Origin of the sequence: Streptococcus sp. FSL R7-0212, from assembly GCF_038007985.1 — a bacterium.
GTDB lineage: Bacteria > Bacillota > Bacilli > Lactobacillales > Streptococcaceae > Streptococcus > Streptococcus parauberis.
The window spans coordinates 1,492,572-1,510,147 of record NZ_JBBOYF010000001.1; the positions used below are offsets into that span (position 1 = coordinate 1,492,572).

Genomic DNA, 17,576 nt, shown 5'->3' on the forward strand with positions numbered 1-17,576 from the left:
AAAGAATTTTTATCCTTTAAAAATTAAAAAACCTACCAAAATAGTAGGTTCTTCTTATAATATGTTTTCAAAGTTCTCTCGAACTTCAAGTGGCCAAACAGATGTTTGGACTTCACCAATATGTTTCTTACGAAGCAAGAACATAGCCATCCGGGATTGTCCGATTCCTCCACCAATTGTGAGCGGAAACAAGCCGTTTAGGAGTGATTTATGCCAATCAAAGTTTAGGCGGTCATAGTCACCTGTAATAGCAACTTGACGTTTTAAGGCGTCTTCGTCAACACGAATTCCCATTGATGATAATTCGAAAGCTGATTCTAATTGATCATTCCAAACAAGAATGTCCCCATTCAGACCTTTATAGTCACCTTCGCTAGCACTTGTCCAGTCATCATAGTCTGGTGCTCTTCCATCATGAGGTTTTCCATCTGATAGGACACCACCGATACCAATTAAGAAAACAGCACCATGTTCTTTAGTAATGGCATTCTCGCGTTCTTTAGCTGTCAAATCAGGATACATGGTTACTAAATCTTCAGTATGAACAAAGGTAATTTTCTTAGGTAACACTGCTTCAATATCATAACGCGCTTCAACAGCTAATTCTGTCAAACGAATAACTTTATAGATTGTTTCAACTGTTTCTTTCAAATAAGCTAAGTTACGTTTCCCATCTGGAATAACTTTTTCCCAGTCCCATTGATCAACGTAAACTGAGTGCGTTTGATCTAATGAATCTTCATCAGGACGGAGGGCTTTCATATTCACAACGAGGCCTTCTCCTTCATTGAATCCAAAGCGTGCTAAAGTATGACGTTTCCATTTTGCTAATGAATGGACAACTTCAAATTTTGCTTCAGGGATTTTCAATACATTAACAGAAACAGGATTTTCAATACCAGACAAATTATCTTGCATACCATCCCCGACCCGACTTAAAATCGGACCTTGCACTTCGACAACGTCAAGTTTTGCAATTAAATACTGTGTGAATGTATTTTTAACAAAAGAAATCTCCTCTTGTTGATGAATAAAACTTTTTTTCATAGCTCCTCCTTAAATATTTTTTTCTCACATATTATGAGATATGAGATTTATTATACACTGAATTTCAGTATATTTAAAGACTAAATTTTCTATATTTTTAAAATAATTAAGGATTTCTTGGAAAAAATAAAAGCCCTAGGGGAACTAAGGCTTTTAAGAGTATATAATTAATCACACACGATTTGAGTACCAGCCCCCTCAGAAAGGACCTTGTCAATATTTTCAAGTGAAGTGATGATTGCTTTTGAAGAAGGTTTGTTTTCCACAAAGGCAATTGCTGCTTCAACTTTAGGTAACATGCTACCTGGAGCAAATTGATTTTCAGTGATATATTGTTTCATTTGTGAAACAGTTACAGTTTCCAATTTTTGTTGGTCTGGTTTGTTGTAGTTTACAAAAACATTATCAACACCAGTAAGAACGATGAACATATCTGCATCAACTAATTCTGAAAGTGTTTGACTAGCGAAATCTTTGTCAATAACTGCTTCAACACCAGTAATGTATTTAGTTTCAGGATCTTCCACAACTGGAACACCTCCGCCACCAGCACTGACAACAACAACACCAGAATCAACTAAGCTACGGATAACATTAACTTCTTTGATGCCAACTGGTTTTGGAGAAGGTACAACTTTTCTCCAACCACGACCAGCATCTTCTTTAAAGTTAGCGCCAGTTTCTTCCATTTGTTTCTTAGCTTCTTCTTCAGAAAGGAAAGGTCCAATTGGTTTTGTTGGATTGCTAAAAGCAGCATCATTTTTATCAACAATAACTTGAGTAACTACTGCTGCAACATCCTTTTCAATGCCTTGAGCTTTCAATTCATTGTCAAGTGCGTTTACTAACCAGAAACCGATGCTTCCTTCAGTCATGGCAACACATGTATCTAAAGGCATTGCAGGATTTTTTTCTGTATCAGCTGCCGCTTGTTGTAATAATAAGTTACCAACTTGTGGTCCATTACCATGTGTAACGATTACTTCGTTACCATCTTGGATCAATTTAACAAGTGATTTTGAAGTTGAAATTAATGCTTCTTGTTGTGCTTTAGCTGATGCATCTGTTGAAAGAATGGCATTACCACCTAATGCTACAACAATCTTTTGTTTAGTCATACGTTTTTTCTCCTCATAATTAATTATCGCGTTAGACGGAAAACAGTTTCCGCATAGATGTCCATTGCCTTGAAAGCATCTTCTAAAACGATGTTTTCATTTTCTTGATGTTCTGTTTGAACAGAATCTGGGAACAAAGCCCCAAATGCCACACAATTTGGCATTGTTCGTGCAAAAGTAGCTCCACCAGATGAGACAGCTGGACTTTGATCACCAGTTTTTTCTCTGTATACATCTAATAGTGTTGTAACAAGTTCACTATCTATTGGAACATATAATGGTGCTAAATAATCAAATTCTTCATAAGTTAGGCCATATTCTTTTGCTTTTGCTGTTAATTGTTGAACAAGTTGATCTTTATCAGCTAAAACTGGGATACGAATATCGAGACGAACTTCTGTTTGATCTTTATTCAAGGTTAATCCAGCAGCATTAAAGCTTAAGTTCCCTGATGGCTCGTCTTGGACATCTCCAAAGATATTAAATCCTCTACCATCTTCATCAACAACATTTGCTAAGAAATCAATTACAGGTTCATCAACATGTGCGTCAAGTGATTTTGCAAGACGAACAAGTGCATTGATACCAAATTGAGCATCTTTAGAATGTTGGGCAAGACCATAAACGGTAACTTTCCCATCTTTTTCAACATATTCAAAATCAAGACGGTTTAACTCTTCTTTAACTTGACCAAGATATTCACCACGATATGAAGCTCGGGCTGGCACGACATTGTAGGCTTTTCCAGCTTCAATTTCAAGAGTATCAGAACCATCACCAACTAGTTTTGCTTGCAATAAACCTTTTTCAGCATAAATAAGAGGGAAGCTTGAATCAGGAGCAAAGCCAAAAGTGGCTTGTTCTTCTTTTTCATTATAACGGTTCAAACAGCGCCATAATGTTTCTTCATCAGTTCCAAAAATGAATCTAATGCGTTTATTGAAGGTTACACCTGCATCCATAAGAGATTTAACTGCAAACAAGGCTAACATTGATGGACCTTTATCATCTTGTGTACCTCGTCCATAGAGATGACCATCTACTTCGACACATTCAAATGGATCTGTCTTCCAAAGACTACGATCTCCTTCAGGAACAACGTCCAAGTGACAAAGTATAGCTAACATTTCTTTATCTTGACCGTATTCAGCATAGCCATAATAACCGTCAGGATCTTTATAAGTTTTAAACCCTAACTCCTCACAGAGTTGTAAAGTTCTTTCTAAGACATCAGAGATTGCTTGCCCAAATGGGGTACCATTTTCCCCTTCGTTACAAACTGAAGGATAAGATACAATTGTTTTGATTGCTTCTACACATGCATCTTGATGATCTTTGGTAATATAGGACTTCATATTCTTTTACCTCCCATTGTCTTCAATTATTAGATGAAGAATGTCGCAATCAGCATAACAGCAAGGCTGACTACCATTACTAAAACGATAAATTTAGTTACAAATTTCCACCAAGTTGCAATATCAACTTTACCAAGAGCTAAAGCACCCATAACGATTGCTGAAGTTGGCGATACGATGTTAAGTACACCTGAAGCTGATTGGAATGCAGTAATTACCAAGTGAGCTGGTACATGTGAGAATTGGCCTAGAGGTGCCATGATACCCATTGTCGCTCCAGCGAGACCTGAAGTTGATGGAATTAAGAATGACATTGGTAAGTAGAATAAGTAAGTTAAGATTACGAATACTTGTGAAGATAGACCTGAAAGTCCTTTCTCACCCCAAGAAAGAATCGTTGAAGTAATCATACCATCGTTCATGATAACTTGGATACCACGTGCTACCGCACAGATAATTGCTACACCAAGTAAATCAGCTGCTCCTGCGATGAATGAAGAAATGAAATCTTCTTCTTTCATTCTATAAACCATTGCTGCCAAGATAGACATCATTATGAAGAGCATAGAAATTTCTGGGAAATACCAGTAACCTAATTGCAACATGTCTTTACCAAGGAATGTATTAAGTCCAGGAGTTCCTACAAGTGCATTGTTGATATTTGTAAATAATTTTATACCAAAGTCTTCCCAAGGAATAAGACTAAGAATCATGATTAAGAATGTAATGATGAAAATCCACAATACATGACCTTGACGTTTAGTCATATCTTCGCCTTGGTTTTCAAGTTTAAACAATTCTTTATGTTCTGCCATTTTATCAGCAATAAGTGATTGGCTTGGATCTTTTTCAATTTTGTCAGCATAACTGTGAACGTACCAAACTGAAATAGCCACTAAGACAACCCATTGAATAATACGCCAAATCATACCATCTGCAATAGAGACACCGGCTGCGTCAGCTGCTACCCCTGTTGCGAATGGATTGATTGTTGAAGCCAAACATCCAATCTGGGAACCAATAAGGATGATTGAAACGGCGACAAGTGTATCAAAACCAACGGCAATCATTACAGGAATTAGTAATGGATAGAAAGCCATTGTCTCTTCACCCATACCATAAGTTGTTCCACCTAATGCAAAGATAGGAATCAAAATGGCAATGAGCATCTTTTCTCTGCCTTTATTTTTCTTAACAACAGATGCAATACCTTGGTCAAGAGCACCTGTTTTATTAATAACACCTAAGAATCCACCAACCATTAGGATAAAGAATGAAACTTGGATTGCGCCATCAGTTTTATCTGTACCTAACATACCGCGAACAGGTGCCATGAAGACATCATATAAACCTTGAGGATTTGATTTAACAGCATGATAAGTTCCAGAAATAACGGCACCATCTTTAGTTGTATCATAGGCTCCGGCCGGGATAACCCAAGTCAAAACTGCCATAATAGCAATGATGATAAAAAGAACTGTGTAAGAAGAAGGAATGCTAAAGCCCCGTTTTTTTTGTTCTTCCATTTTATTTACCTCTAATTTTAAAAAATAAAAGGTCGTTCTGGTTCTGGTAAGTGTTGCCAGATCCAGAACGACCAAGAAATAGTTAATGTGTTATTGATGATTACACTTTAGGAATGAATAGATTTCCTAGAGTTGCTGCCATAACAGCTTTGATTGTGTGCATACGGTTTTCAGCTTGGTCAAAATGACGAGCATATTTACTACGGAATACTTCATCAGTAACTTCCATTTCTTCTACACCGTATTTATCAGCAACATCTTTACCATAAACAGTTGTTGTATCATGGAATGCTGGTAAGCAGTGAAGGAAAATAAGGTTTTCGTTGTCTGCTTTTTTAATTAAATCCATGTTAACTTGGAATGGTTGAAGCATTTCAACACGTTCTTTGAATTTATCTTCTTCACCCATTGATACCCAAACGTCAGTGTAAAGTACATCTGCACCTTTAACTGCTTCATCAGCATCATCAGTAACAAGGATGCGAGCACCAGATTCTTTAGCAAAACCTTCAGCAAGTTTTACAATTTCTTCTTCTGGGAACAATTCTTTTGGTGAGAAGATATGTACATTTACACCCATAAGTGTACCTGCAACTAATAGTGAGTTAGCAACGTTGTTACGTCCATCACCACAGTAAACAAGAGTAATGCCTTCTAATTTTCCAAAGTTTTCTTTTACAGTCAAGTAGTCAGCAAGCATTTGTGTTGGATGCCATTCATCAGTTAAACCATTCCATACTGGAACACCTGAGAATTCACCTAATTCTTCAACCATTCTTTGGCTGAATCCACGGAATTCAATACCGTCAAACATGCGTCCAAGAACTTTAGCTGTATCTTCAGTTGATTCTTTTTTACCAAGTTGAATATCATTTGCTCCAAGGTATTCAGGGTGTGCACCTAAATCGATGGCAGCAGTTGTAAATGCGGCACGAGTACGTGTTGATGTTTTTTCAAATAATAGGGCAATGTTTTTGCCTTCTAAATAGTGATGTGGAACCCCACGTTTTTTAAGATCTTTTAAGTGTGCTGCGAAATCGATTAAATATTCAAATTCTTCGCGTGTAAAATCTTTTTCTGCTAGGAAATTGCGTCCTTGGAATACTTGAGTCATCTTCTTTCTCCTTTGAATTCGTATTATTTCTTTTTACTGTTTTTGTATAAATAGACAGCTATAAAGCCACCCATTAGTGCAGATAAGGATATAAATATGTCCATATTCTTCTCCGTTTATCTTATTTGTTTTTGAAGTGATTGACACTTTTCACCATCTTCGATATAAATATCACCAAAAGCTTGGTAGCCGATGCTTTCATAGAATGATTTAGCAGTTAATTCGCTATGAATAACCAATCTTTCAAAGCCCTTCTCTACTGCATATTTTTCTAAGGAGTGAATCACTTGGGCACCATATCCTTTTCCTCGGTAGTTAGGAAGTGTAGCAATTCTAGTTAAACGAGCCTCAGAATCTGTTTCGGCTAGGAAGCGCCCCGTAGAAACTGGTAGATCATCTTCATATAGAACTGAGTATATGGTCCCATTTTCGTCATTGTTGTCAAATTCGTCTTCCATCTTAATATCTTTTTCTAATACAAAGACGGAATAGCGGATAAATAAACTTGCTGCTCTTTGATAAGGTTGGCTACCTACTTTTAATGTATTCATAACGTTAATAATAATTAGAGATCTTCACGTTCAAATGGCATTGACATACAACGAGGTCCACCACGACCGCGAACTAATTCACTTCCGTTGATTTTAATCAAACGTAAACCTTTAGATTCTAAGATGGCGTTTGTAATTGTGTTACGGTTATATACTACTACAACACCTGGTGCGATAGTCAATGTGTTTGAACCATCGTTCCATTGTTCACGTCCAGCAGCAACTAAGTTATCACCACCACAACGAATCAATTCAACTTTTTCAACACCTAGGTTAGCTGCAAGTAATTCTGCTAGATCACCTTTTTCTTCGTGAATCTTAAGGTCATCGTTTTCATATGTTACAGAGTAAACACGTAGGTCGCCTTCAATTTCTGGGTGAATAGTGAATTTATCATAGTCAACCATTGTGAACACTGTATCTAAGTGCATGAATTTACGGTTGTTAGCAAATTCAAATGCCAATACTTTCTTGAAGCCAATGTTTTGTTTGAAGATGTTTACCAATAATTTTTCAATTGATGCAGCATCTGTACGTTGTGAAATACCTACAGCAAGAACATCTTTTGAAAGAACAAGTTCATCTCCACCTTCGATACGAGTGTTTTCGCTACGGTCATAAACCATAGGAACTTTTTCACCACCGTAAACTGGGTGATATGTGAAAATATATTTTCCGTATAATGTTTCGCGGTTACGTGTTTCAGAGAACATGTGGTTAAGTGATACACCTTCACCAATTGTTGCAAATGGATCGCGAGTGAAATAAAGGTTAGGCATTGGATCAATTGCGAATGGGTAGTTAGATTCAACAAGGTCAGTCAATCCTTTTTCTTCAGCAGCAATTTCTGGAAGTTCAGATTTTTGAACTCCTGCCATTGTTTTGTCAATCAATTCTTGGTTATCTTTGATAGCCATCAAGAATTCACGAATCGCAATTTTAGTAGCACGACCTCTGATATTAGCTTCTGAAATGTATTCGTCAATGAATTGTTCACGGACTTCATCATTAATTAAAGATTCAGCAGCCAATTTTTCTAAGTAAAGTACTTCTACGCCTTCATTTCTTAACGCTTCTGCAAACGCATCATGTTCTTTCTGAGCATCCTCCAAATAAGGAATATCATCAAACAAAAGTCTTTCTAAATAGTCTGGCATCAAGTTTTCGATTTCTTTACCAGGTCTGTGTAGTAAAACTTTTTTAAGTTTCCCAATTTCAGAATAAACATGAATCGGTGATTTAGCAGTCATAAGTAATACCTCTTTCTAAATATGATAAGTTGTGAATTCACGTTTCAAGGTTTTCTAAACCTTGCTTACATTTATAGTTTACCTTTTATAGTTGAAAAAAATGGGAATTCCTTCACTAAATTTTGTGTAATCGTTTACACTTTACTGTCTCGAAATCTATATTTATAAATTTATATACGTTTACTTGTAAGTTTCTTGCATTTTTTCGTAAAAATTTATGTTTATAAATTTAAAATAAATGTAAAAAAGTTTAAAAAATCGAAAAAAATATAGTTTTTCGATTTTAACTTGTATAATTCATAAAATAGTCTTTATCAAGGAAAGTTAAGTACTTCCCTTTTGACTCAATTAGCTGATCTTTCTTCAGTTGCCTAAGTACGTGACTTACAGTTTCTCTAGTGGTCCCACTCATACTAGCAATATCACTACTTGTTAATTGGAAGGGGATACTACCATCATCTTTAGCCATTTCAATTAGTAAAATACCTAGTGATTGCACAACTCGTGAAGTGGCACTTGATGTAATTAAATTTCTTACTCTTAACTCATGTAATTCTAGTAAACGAGATATTTTACTATAAAGATGTTTCATTTGTGTTTGATTGGTTAATGAGAATTTTTCATATAGGTCTATAGGAATATAATAGTAAGAAACTTCGGTCATCGCTACGACAGAAAAATGATAATTGGAATCATTAAATAAGCCACCATATGGAAATACAGTACCATGTCTAATAAAATCCGTATATACAAATTCACCAGATGAGTCTGTTTGTTCAATTTTAAAGTAACCATCTGTTACTAGAAAAAGTTTGTCCCGTCGATCGCCTTCAAAAAATAAAATATGTCCTTTAGGAGCTTTACGGTGTTCCATTTGTCCGACAATCTTATCAAATTCTTCAATTGAAAAAAACTTAAAATCATCTAATTTTCTAAGGTATTGATAATCTTCTCTTTTAATCAAATTCGACCTCCTATTTTTCTCGAGTACTTCTATTCTATCATAATGCGAACGTTTGTGAAAGCTGTTCAGAAAAAACTTTACAGTAAACAATCTTTTTGATATACTCTGGTTAATATTTGTATTAAATTAAAGGAAAATGAAAATGAATAAAAAAGAGACTAGGCACCAACTGATTCGTTCTTTAATCTCAGAAACAACTATTCATACCCAACAAGAACTACAAGATCGCCTTAAAAAAAATGGAATCCATATCACACAAGCAACCCTATCTCGTGATATGAAAGAACTTAACTTGGTAAAAGTATCTAATGGAACAGAAACCCATTATGAAGCTTTATCTATTTCTCAAAGCCGTTGGGAACATCGCTTGCGCTTTTACATGGAGGATGCCCTTGTGATGCTTCGCGTGGTTCAAAATCAAATTGTCCTAAAAACCTTACCAGGACTTGCCCAATCATTTGGGTCTATCCTAGATGCCATGCAAATTCCAGAAATCGTAGCCACCGTCTGCGGAGACGATACCTGCCTAATTGTCTGCGAAGACCACGAAGCAGCCCAAAGTTGTTATGAAACATTAAGTCATTACACCCCACCATTCTTTTTTAGTAATAAGTAAAGGACAAGCTCTCACTTGTCCTTTTTCTTATAATTGAATACTTGAGAGTGACTTGTCTAAAATATACATTTCTGTCTCGGCACCTAAATTAAGTTTGGCTTGGCCTTCGATGAATGACAGAGCTTCTTGCATGCGGTCTGCATCAGCTGGGTTAATGGCTTCAATAACCACAAAAGCATTGGTTGTGTGTGGTTGAATCATCGTCCGCTCGCCATCACGCCAATTAAGACAACGACAAACCGCGCCCGCTTCATCCTTGTAGCAAAGCTCATTAGGAAGCGTTGGATTGTTCTTCTCATCACCAATCAGATAGAATTCATCACCACCATCAGTGATTGTCAAACGCAAATCACCAACAAAACGATCAATATCTTCTGCTCCAACCGGTAAACCAAAACGCAAGCTTGCAGCATTATAGATGTCTACTAATGGATCAATTGAAGGAATCATTTGCCCATTAGAAACACGCTTCAAAAGGGCTTCAATGCTTGAACGGACACCTTTTTTCGTTTTAAATTTTTGATAAGCCTTACGATAAGTTTGAACGACTTCACTGTCACTGAAATTCTCTTCATCAATATAGACTTTCGCTAATTTGTGACTTTCTTCCAAAAGTGCTTTAATTTCAGAACTTGATTCGCCTAAACCATCATAATTTTTCAAAAGCAAGACACCTAATTTGGCATCAGGAAAAATTTCCCAGAAGCTTTGATCTGCAATAAATTGTGACATAATTAGTCTCCTTTTTAATATTTTTCTTTTAATAACTGGTGTGATTTTAAGTAAGTAAGCAAATCAGGGTGAACCCTCCGCGGACCACGAACGGCAGTCACCCCATGAGCTTTCATCACATCAAAAGTAATCTGATTGTCTGGATAATATTCAAGCATCCGTAGCCGCATCAACTGATTGATCCCCGTTTTCTTGCGGTAGCCATTATTAGGGATATTGGCTTCCAAAACCTGACAGGCATAACGAATGGCTTTGGTCGGCGCCGTAATATAGATAAAGAGGTAATCACCAGCTTTGATGCTGGCTTTTTGCGTCCAGAGAATCTCTGGATTGGCTGCAAATTCGCGATCTATATCATAGTACTTGAGATTTGCTGGAATCACCCAGTAATCTGGGCCACCTTCAGGATTCGCTAATGCTGAGGGAGCAACCAAACGTCGACTCTCACTCAGCAATCTCCATAAGACTTGGTCTGAGATCTGGTCATCTAAAAGGACCGAAACCCAGGATTTTTTGGACATGTGGTAGGCGGGGTAGACGCCTTCAAGCGCCAGCAATTCCGCCATATCCGAAGGCTTGACCTTGAGATTGACCACCTCAAAATCCTTGTCCTTCTTGTCGTCGGCAATCCCCTCTAACTTTTCTCCCTTAGCCGGATAAACCAAGGCGTACCACTTGCCAGCCACCCGGTAAGAAGTGTACTCATTGGCTTTTTCGAAGGGTTTGTCCCAAGAATCGCCGAAGCTGTCAGCGATTTTTGTAGCCATTCTGTTCATTTGAGTAGATAAGAATGGCATCTCCTGACAGCAGCGCCCAGTAAAATCCTCAAGCACTTCTGTATAGGCCTGTCGGACTTCTGCCACATAGCCAGAACGGTTATTAGCATAGATAGCGTGATAGGGTTCATTCATATCCAGGTCTATGATATCTGTTTCAATCTGCTTATTAGAAAAGACTGTAATGTTAACCTGAAAAGCTCCATCCATAATGGTCGTTTGGTAAGTATAGGATTGATCTGGTTGCTTAATAAAACCAAAATCAGCAAGTAAATTAAAATCAACTACTTGTTTGGAAAATAGTAAAGCGGGATTATACATAGCTTCCTTTCATTACTTAATCATCATCATGATCTTTTCTAACATAACGGCGCATCCAAATCATGGATGCAATGGCAACTATAGCTGATAAAATGGTTATAATTACCCAAACAATATCCACTTTAGCAAATGGTAACTTGATGTTCATTCCATAGAAACTAGTTACTGAAGTCATGATAGCCAGACCAAGTGAAAGAATAGTTAAATTGGTCATATTATCATTTAATCGATTACTAAGTACATTATTATATGAAGAGGATAAATCATTCAACATTTTCGAATGCAAAGATGTCATGTTTTTCAGTTGTCGACTTTCAATGTAGGCGTCTGAATATACTTCCTTTTCTTGATCACTAGCTGAGTCATACATACTAAAGTTTTTAAACTCAAGCAACATATCTGCATTTTGTTGGGCTGAGATTAAAAGATAAGCTGATCCTGTTTGCAATTTTGCTAAATCAGCAATATTCTTCTTATTGGCTCGTTTTTGTAAATCCTTAATCAGTTTGTCCCGTTTGTTGGCAACTTTTTCCAATAATTGGAAATATTGTTGACTGATTAGCGTAAGAATATAGAACAAATGATATAGTGGTGTTTTACTGTCATCAATATTGTCTTTAAACTTAGCATATAATTTACTAGTTTTAGTATTGGTCAAGACTAAAAGTTGGTCCTGATTCATTGTCATAAGAATAGGCAATGTCCTAGGCATATCACCAACTTTGTAATGATTATAATCGCCATCCAGCATCAGAAAGACGGCTGTCAGGTGATCTTTATTTTGTTCAATAAATGAAGTCTCATTTTTATCTTTAGCATAGGCCATGATTTCATCATCAAGCAAGCCAGTATCAAAATACAGCTGTAACTCAGTATCTGAAACTTCATCTAAATTTATTTCAACAATTGACTGTTTGTTGTGATTCTGATTTTCCGTCATATTTCTCTCCTTTCATTCAAAGATTAAATCTTATTACTATTATTAATTAATTTTAATCATTTCTCAAGTAGAAAGTAGTCGAAGCAATAAATCAGTCCTAAGACACTAATAGTATGTACTATTCAGTTTTTTAAACTGGAAACATTAATATTCAAAAAAAGCACTCGAGAGTGCTTTTTTAGTATTTCCCCCATGTTTTGTAAAGGTCTTCGATAATTTTGATGCCCATCAGAGTCATTTCTGGTCGCATGATTGGGCTTGTGATCTCGCCTTCTTGGATCATCTGACTGACGTGAAAGGCTTCAGAGGCGAAATCACTGACCATAGGCGCCTCAATCAGCTTGCGGCTGCCATCCTCATGAATGATCGTAGCGGCCGTCGACTTCCAAAAGCTGGGAATCTCTAGCGAACCTTTGGTCCCATAGATGGTCATTTTATGTTTTCGTTTAATGTCTGTCGTGAGATAAATGTCTGCAATGACACCATTCTTCAACTGTAAGATAAGCTTAGATTGGCTGTCGCTCTGGTTCTTAGGAAAGTTGGCGATGCCACCAGCCTTTTCAATGGACGAATCAAAGATATACTGCAGATAGGCTAGTGCGTAAGGCGCCATAAAGTGGGTTGCCCCACCGCCTGCGGACAGGTCACGAAACCAAGAAATATGATCGATGTTTGGATAAGAGGTCACAGATGAAACCGAAACGACTTCCCCAATCTCACCGGATTCAAGGGTTTCTTTGATAACATCAGTCAAAGGAATGAAGACCGACTTTTGAGCCTCCATCAAAAACAGGTCCCGGCGGTAAGCCATATCAAAGAGCTCACGCGCCTCATCAAATTTTAAGGTGAAGGGTTTTTCAACCAGGACATGCTTGTTTGCCTTTAATGCCTTCTTAGCCACATTAAAGTGGTCCTTGTTGATAGTTGGCACATAGACGACGTCGACATCTTTGTCGGCCAAAAGACCAGTCAAAGAACCATAAGCCTTAGGAATATCATGTTGTTGGGCAAACTCTTGAGCCGCTTCAAAAGAGCGACTTGAGACAGCCACCACTTCCCCATTACCTGCCAAACGCACCCCCTCAATAAAACGGGGAGCAACTTGAGCAGTTGACACGATCCCATACCTAATCTTCGCCATACTAATCTCCTTTATCACATATAGATTCATTATAACATGATTTGGAAATAAAAGCAGAGATGGACAGAGGTGATAAAAGAAAACGATTCAGCAAAGGGGCAGGCATTTCTATTATGTAAAAAACTTCTTATGTGATGTAAACTTAGGCTATCTTGAATGGTCTCACTCTATTCAAACAACTAAAAGAATAAAAAATGAGACAATAATCATTATAATAAATAACATGATAGTAATCATCAAATGAAAAGCTAATTTTTCTCAAAAACTATCTTCTCTTTCTCAGCAAATTGGACAAGCCAAAAATTACCCATTGACATCTTATTTGAAATACAATACCAGCTTACGCTTTTTATTCTATCATTTTTCTTACCAGCAAAAAAACAGCTCTAATCTTTTTCCAGGGTAGTAAGACTATACTCATGAAGGATAGACCTAACATCATCAAAGAATTTCTCTCTTGATCAGCAGTCTGAGGAAGGCTTTCTTTAGTCTCGACTGACATCTCTTGGCTATTATGGTCAGCTAAATCTGTTTTACTAGTTCTTTTACTATGAACTAAGCTGTTAGCTACTATATCTTGATCTTGCTGTTTAACACTTGATTCTTTCTTCTCTGACGGTGCTTGTTCTTTTTGTGACACTTTAGCAGCATTGTCATCCAGGACTTTAAGAGCATCTTGACAAGCATCTTTGATGGCGAAGAATATCCCCTCCCTATGGTAGGCTGCCTTATCAACTGGCCTGATTTGTGAGAGTTGTGAAAGATTTTTATGGAGAATATCTTGAATGCTAAGTCCTTCATAATCTGGCAAAGTGGCAATAGCCAAGCTGTGATAGCCTTCATTGTCTTCGTCGACATTCATAATTGGATTACCATAGTCATCAAATTGGTTTTGTCCCACTTGCTCACTTCTATCTAAGACAAAGACAATCTTACCTTCCTTATCGAAATAGAGATTAAGAGCAATATAATAATCTGGAATTGGTAGTGGAGATTCCAAATGATAAATACCTTCTACCATGTTCAGTGAATCTAACTTACCATCATTTTTAACCAAATTACTTAAGAAGTTTAGTTCTTTGATCAGACGATTAATTCTTTGTTCAGAGAGTGCACTATTGGTGTAGGCAACTTTAGCTTCTCCTATTTTGCCTTCCAAAAGACTTGAATCTTTATAATGGGGATGACTCTTATGGACTGAGATAGCTTCTTTTAAGCTCTTATCCAATTCAATCCGAGACATAAAGAATTTAGCTTCCTTGACAAATTGGTTCTGTGCTCCTTGTGACAACTTATTATTATTTAAGAGTTTTTCAGCTCTTTTTGCTAATTCGACATAGTAGGTCTTTGTTGTTTCTTGAAGCTGATCTAAGTCAAGTTCTTTAATTTTTTTGAGCAGATCTGCAATAGGAGTCTTATCCTTACTTAAGAGATCTGGATTGACGACGAAAAAGTCGCCATCTGCCAGTGGTGAAACTAGCTTATCTTTTGTCTCAATAAGTACCTTATTGTATTTCGGATGACCAGTATTTTGGTCAAAAGCATTAAAGACAATACCTTGTAGACTATTCGGAACCACCAATTCACTTAGTTGATTGGTCTTGAAAGCTTGAGCTGAGATATTTTCCAAGTGAGGTGGCAAGGCTACTTTTTCCAAAAGGTTATCCGCAAATGCTTGTACAGGTATCACCTTCAGATTATCCAAACCACTGAGGTCAATATCTGTCAAGGCGTTTGATAAAAAGGCCATTTCTCCTAGTTCACTTAGCTTATTGCCCATAAAGAGTAAATGTTGGGCTCCATTTTGACGAAAGGCTGAAATACCAATCTTTTCTACATTTTTAGGAATAACGATGGCATGGATTCGGTTGATATGGAAAGCAGCGTCGCCAATTGTTTTTAGCTTTTCGTTTAAGTCCAGAACATCAATCTGATTATTCATAAAGGCACCTTGTCCAATGACTTCTAACTCTTCACTGGCTTCAAAGCTGGCTAAATTATTAGATTGGAAGGCAAAGTCTCCAATAGTTTTGATTGTTGATGGGAGGATAAGTTCTTCAATATCATATTTTCTTAGTGTCTTATTTTGAAAATCAACATTTCTAAATGCATTAGGAGCAATAGCTGTGACAGATTCTCCTTGAGCATTGAGCTTAGGTATTTCTAAACATTTATTGTGACGAATTTTTAAAAGTCCTTTATCTGAAAAACCTGTAACACTTGTCCCATCATAGGTAAAATCAGCTACCAACCATTTCGTCACGTCAAGATCTGGCAAAGCTGTTTTTTTATCCTTACTAGGATTAACATAAACATGCTTATCAATAACCTTAATCTCTTTGGCTGATTTTGATAATTTAATAACCACAAAGTTGCCATAGTGAGCATCACCCGGATTTGCAGCGAAGGCATTTTCTTCTATCTTCTCAATTGGACTCTCAATAGCAATATTGGATATCGAATTATCTTCAAAGACAGCTTCCTTAAACACTTTCAAAAAAGGACTCTTTGAAACAAGTGTACTGATTCTGTTGGACTTAAAGGCACGTTCTCCTAAGTCTTTTAAGTTGTCAGGTAGAACAAGCTCCTTACTTAGACGGTTATCAAAGAAAGCATTATCGCCAATCTTTTCAAGAGATGAGGGCAATTTTATCTGACTTAAATTATTATGGGCAAAGGCATAGTCTGAGATCGACTTTAGTGATTGTGGCAAATTGATGCGTGTTAAATTCTTATTCTCAGCAAAAGCATCTGAACCTATTGAGGTATAACCTTCTGGTATAGTGAGTGATTTTAGGGCATAAGAACTAAATTCTTCTCCCTCATTGATAATTGGTTGTTGATCAACATCAAGATTATCCACCTTACCGTTTTCACCTGGTCGACTAGTATAATCCGGAATGGCTGTCTTTTTATTTGGAGAAAAGGCAAAACTGGCAACTCTCAAAAATTGTTTCCCAGCTTCATCTTTATCAGGCAAGACAAGATGACCTGTTTGCCTTAACTTGTTAGTACCTGCTTTGCTGAAACCAATGATTTGCTGATTTTTAATAATAAAATCAGAAAACTTCCAGATTGACTCAACTGGTTCAACTGCCGGGGCTAAATTATGCTCGACTTGCGGCTTATCTTCTAAAAGGTTCTTGTCCAAACCACTGATTGGCTGACGAGTTAGATTATTTTCCTCTTCCTCATTTACCAGCGGGGCCTTTTCAGCTTCTTTTGGAGAAAGACTTTCTTTTTCAGGCTCTAAAGCTGGACTTTCTGAAGCTAGCTGCTTATCCTCCTGAACTGCTTCTTTTTCTTCAGTCAATCCTTCCTGACTAGCATTTGAAGACTTGTCGTCTATAGAACTAGCTTGATCTTGAGAATTTGTCACTTCTTCTAAGTCTTCAGGATCTTTCTGATCACTAGGAACGACTTTTTCAGGTTTTGCTACTTCTTCACTTGCCGGAGCTGGTTCTTCGGCAAATAAGTCTGAAACCTCTTCATTGACTGGTTTATCATCCGCAATGCTTGGTTTGTCGACAATATCATCTGCATCGTCCTCAAACCAATCCTCATCGTTTGCAGACTGATTATTATGAACGACAGGTTTGGACTCTAGCTCATTGGCATGGACCTCCTGACTACAAAGAAGACTTGTCGCCGTTAAGAGCGACAAAGTAATTAGTATGGGTTTAGTTTTCATAACCACAACGTTCCTTTCTGTTACTAACTAATTTATAATAAAGGCAATCAAATATAGAGCCTTAATACTTATTGATTTAATTATAGATTATTAATAATATCCCCTGTCTTAGTTTGAACCTAATATCACTTTTTGAATAATAGCATAATAAAACTAAAATTACAATACCTTAATTATTTTTTTAAGCAACATTAATTTTTATGAATAAAAAAATAAAAACAACACTAATAAGCGCAGTACACTACACATTAGTCAGAAAAAACACTTCTATTTTGACTTGACCCAAGTGCACTAGAAGTATTTTCTGTATATAATATGAAAGGTGTGTGGGAAAATTTTTGTGACTTATTTTTCTTCCCTGTATTATTCCAAAAAATGAGTTCACACACCCAAGAAGCGAGCGACATGCAAAAAATACCATATCTTTTATTCCC

14 protein-coding genes are annotated in these 17,576 nt (G+C 36.8%); 1 reads left to right on the forward strand and 13 read right to left on the reverse strand.

The genetic code is table 11. The features are described 5' to 3' along the window. Window positions 1–54: 54 nt before the first annotated feature. The 8 genes from asnA to MKY69_RS07620 all read right to left on the reverse strand — a co-directional run bounded on the left by asnA (window position 55) and on the right by MKY69_RS07620 (window position 8,925). Window positions 55–1,047 carry an aspartate--ammonia ligase gene (gene asnA / locus MKY69_RS07585; RefSeq protein ID WP_003105278.1) on the reverse strand — a complete coding sequence of 331 codons (993 nt, stop codon included), beginning with the start codon at window positions 1,045–1,047 and terminating at the stop codon, window positions 55–57. Window positions 1,048–1,214: 167 nt separating this feature from the next. Next, window positions 1,215–2,165 carry a carbamate kinase gene (arcC, locus tag MKY69_RS07590; protein ID WP_003103897.1) on the reverse strand — a complete coding sequence of 317 codons (951 nt, stop codon included), beginning with the start codon at window positions 2,163–2,165 and terminating at the stop codon, window positions 1,215–1,217. 23 nt (window positions 2,166–2,188) lie between these two features. Further along, window positions 2,189–3,520 carry a dipeptidase gene (locus MKY69_RS07595; protein ID WP_003105780.1) on the reverse strand — a complete coding sequence of 444 codons (1,332 nt, stop codon included), beginning with the start codon at window positions 3,518–3,520 and terminating at the stop codon, window positions 2,189–2,191. A 29-nt stretch (window positions 3,521–3,549) separates the two neighbouring features. Continuing rightward, a complete protein-coding gene (locus MKY69_RS07600) occupies window positions 3,550–5,046 on the reverse strand; it encodes a YfcC family protein (RefSeq protein ID WP_003102757.1) in 1,497 nt (498 codons plus the stop codon). Window positions 5,047–5,146: 100 nt separating this feature from the next. Continuing rightward, window positions 5,147–6,160: an ornithine carbamoyltransferase gene (gene argF, locus MKY69_RS07605; RefSeq protein ID WP_003103580.1), complete on the reverse strand. Its 1,014-nt coding sequence runs from the start codon at window positions 6,158–6,160 to the stop codon at window positions 5,147–5,149. A gap of 116 nt (window positions 6,161–6,276) precedes the next feature. After that, window positions 6,277–6,711 carry a GNAT family N-acetyltransferase gene (locus MKY69_RS07610; protein ID WP_003104399.1) on the reverse strand — a complete coding sequence of 145 codons (435 nt, stop codon included), beginning with the start codon at window positions 6,709–6,711 and terminating at the stop codon, window positions 6,277–6,279. A gap of 14 nt (window positions 6,712–6,725) precedes the next feature. Next, window positions 6,726–7,961, reverse strand: coding sequence for an arginine deiminase (arcA, locus tag MKY69_RS07615; protein ID WP_003104748.1), 1,236 nt, complete (start codon window positions 7,959–7,961; stop codon window positions 6,726–6,728). 283 nt (window positions 7,962–8,244) lie between these two features. Beyond that, on the reverse strand, window positions 8,245–8,925 hold the full coding sequence (locus MKY69_RS07620) for a Crp/Fnr family transcriptional regulator (protein WP_003107338.1): 681 nt from the start codon (window positions 8,923–8,925) through the stop codon (window positions 8,245–8,247). A 142-nt stretch (window positions 8,926–9,067) separates the two neighbouring features. On the opposite strand from MKY69_RS07620, the gene argR reads away from it, so the two are divergent. Next, complete coding sequence (gene argR / locus MKY69_RS07625; RefSeq protein WP_003106066.1) at window positions 9,068–9,541, forward strand: arginine repressor; 474 nt, start codon at window positions 9,068–9,070, stop codon at window positions 9,539–9,541. Window positions 9,542–9,568: 27 nt separating this feature from the next. Here argR and MKY69_RS07630 read toward each other — a convergent pair whose 3' ends face one another. From MKY69_RS07630 to hupY, 5 genes are all read right to left on the reverse strand, one after another. After that, a complete protein-coding gene (locus MKY69_RS07630) occupies window positions 9,569–10,273 on the reverse strand; it encodes a B3/B4 domain-containing protein (RefSeq protein ID WP_003107339.1) in 705 nt (234 codons plus the stop codon). Window positions 10,274–10,287: 14 nt separating this feature from the next. Then, complete coding sequence (locus MKY69_RS07635) at window positions 10,288–11,370, reverse strand: MmcQ/YjbR family DNA-binding protein (RefSeq protein ID WP_003108154.1); 1,083 nt, start codon at window positions 11,368–11,370, stop codon at window positions 10,288–10,290. Window positions 11,371–11,386: 16 nt separating this feature from the next. Then, window positions 11,387–12,310: a magnesium transporter CorA family protein gene (locus tag MKY69_RS07640; protein WP_071519872.1), complete on the reverse strand. Its 924-nt coding sequence runs from the start codon at window positions 12,308–12,310 to the stop codon at window positions 11,387–11,389. A 178-nt stretch (window positions 12,311–12,488) separates the two neighbouring features. Next, complete coding sequence (locus MKY69_RS07645) at window positions 12,489–13,451, reverse strand: Gfo/Idh/MocA family protein (RefSeq protein ID WP_003108153.1); 963 nt, start codon at window positions 13,449–13,451, stop codon at window positions 12,489–12,491. Window positions 13,452–13,800: 349 nt separating this feature from the next. Continuing rightward, window positions 13,801–17,142 carry a leucine-rich repeat adhesin HupY/LrrG gene (gene hupY, locus MKY69_RS07650; protein ID WP_340791307.1) on the reverse strand — a complete coding sequence of 1,114 codons (3,342 nt, stop codon included), beginning with the start codon at window positions 17,140–17,142 and terminating at the stop codon, window positions 13,801–13,803. Window positions 17,143–17,576: the final 434 nt, after the last annotated feature.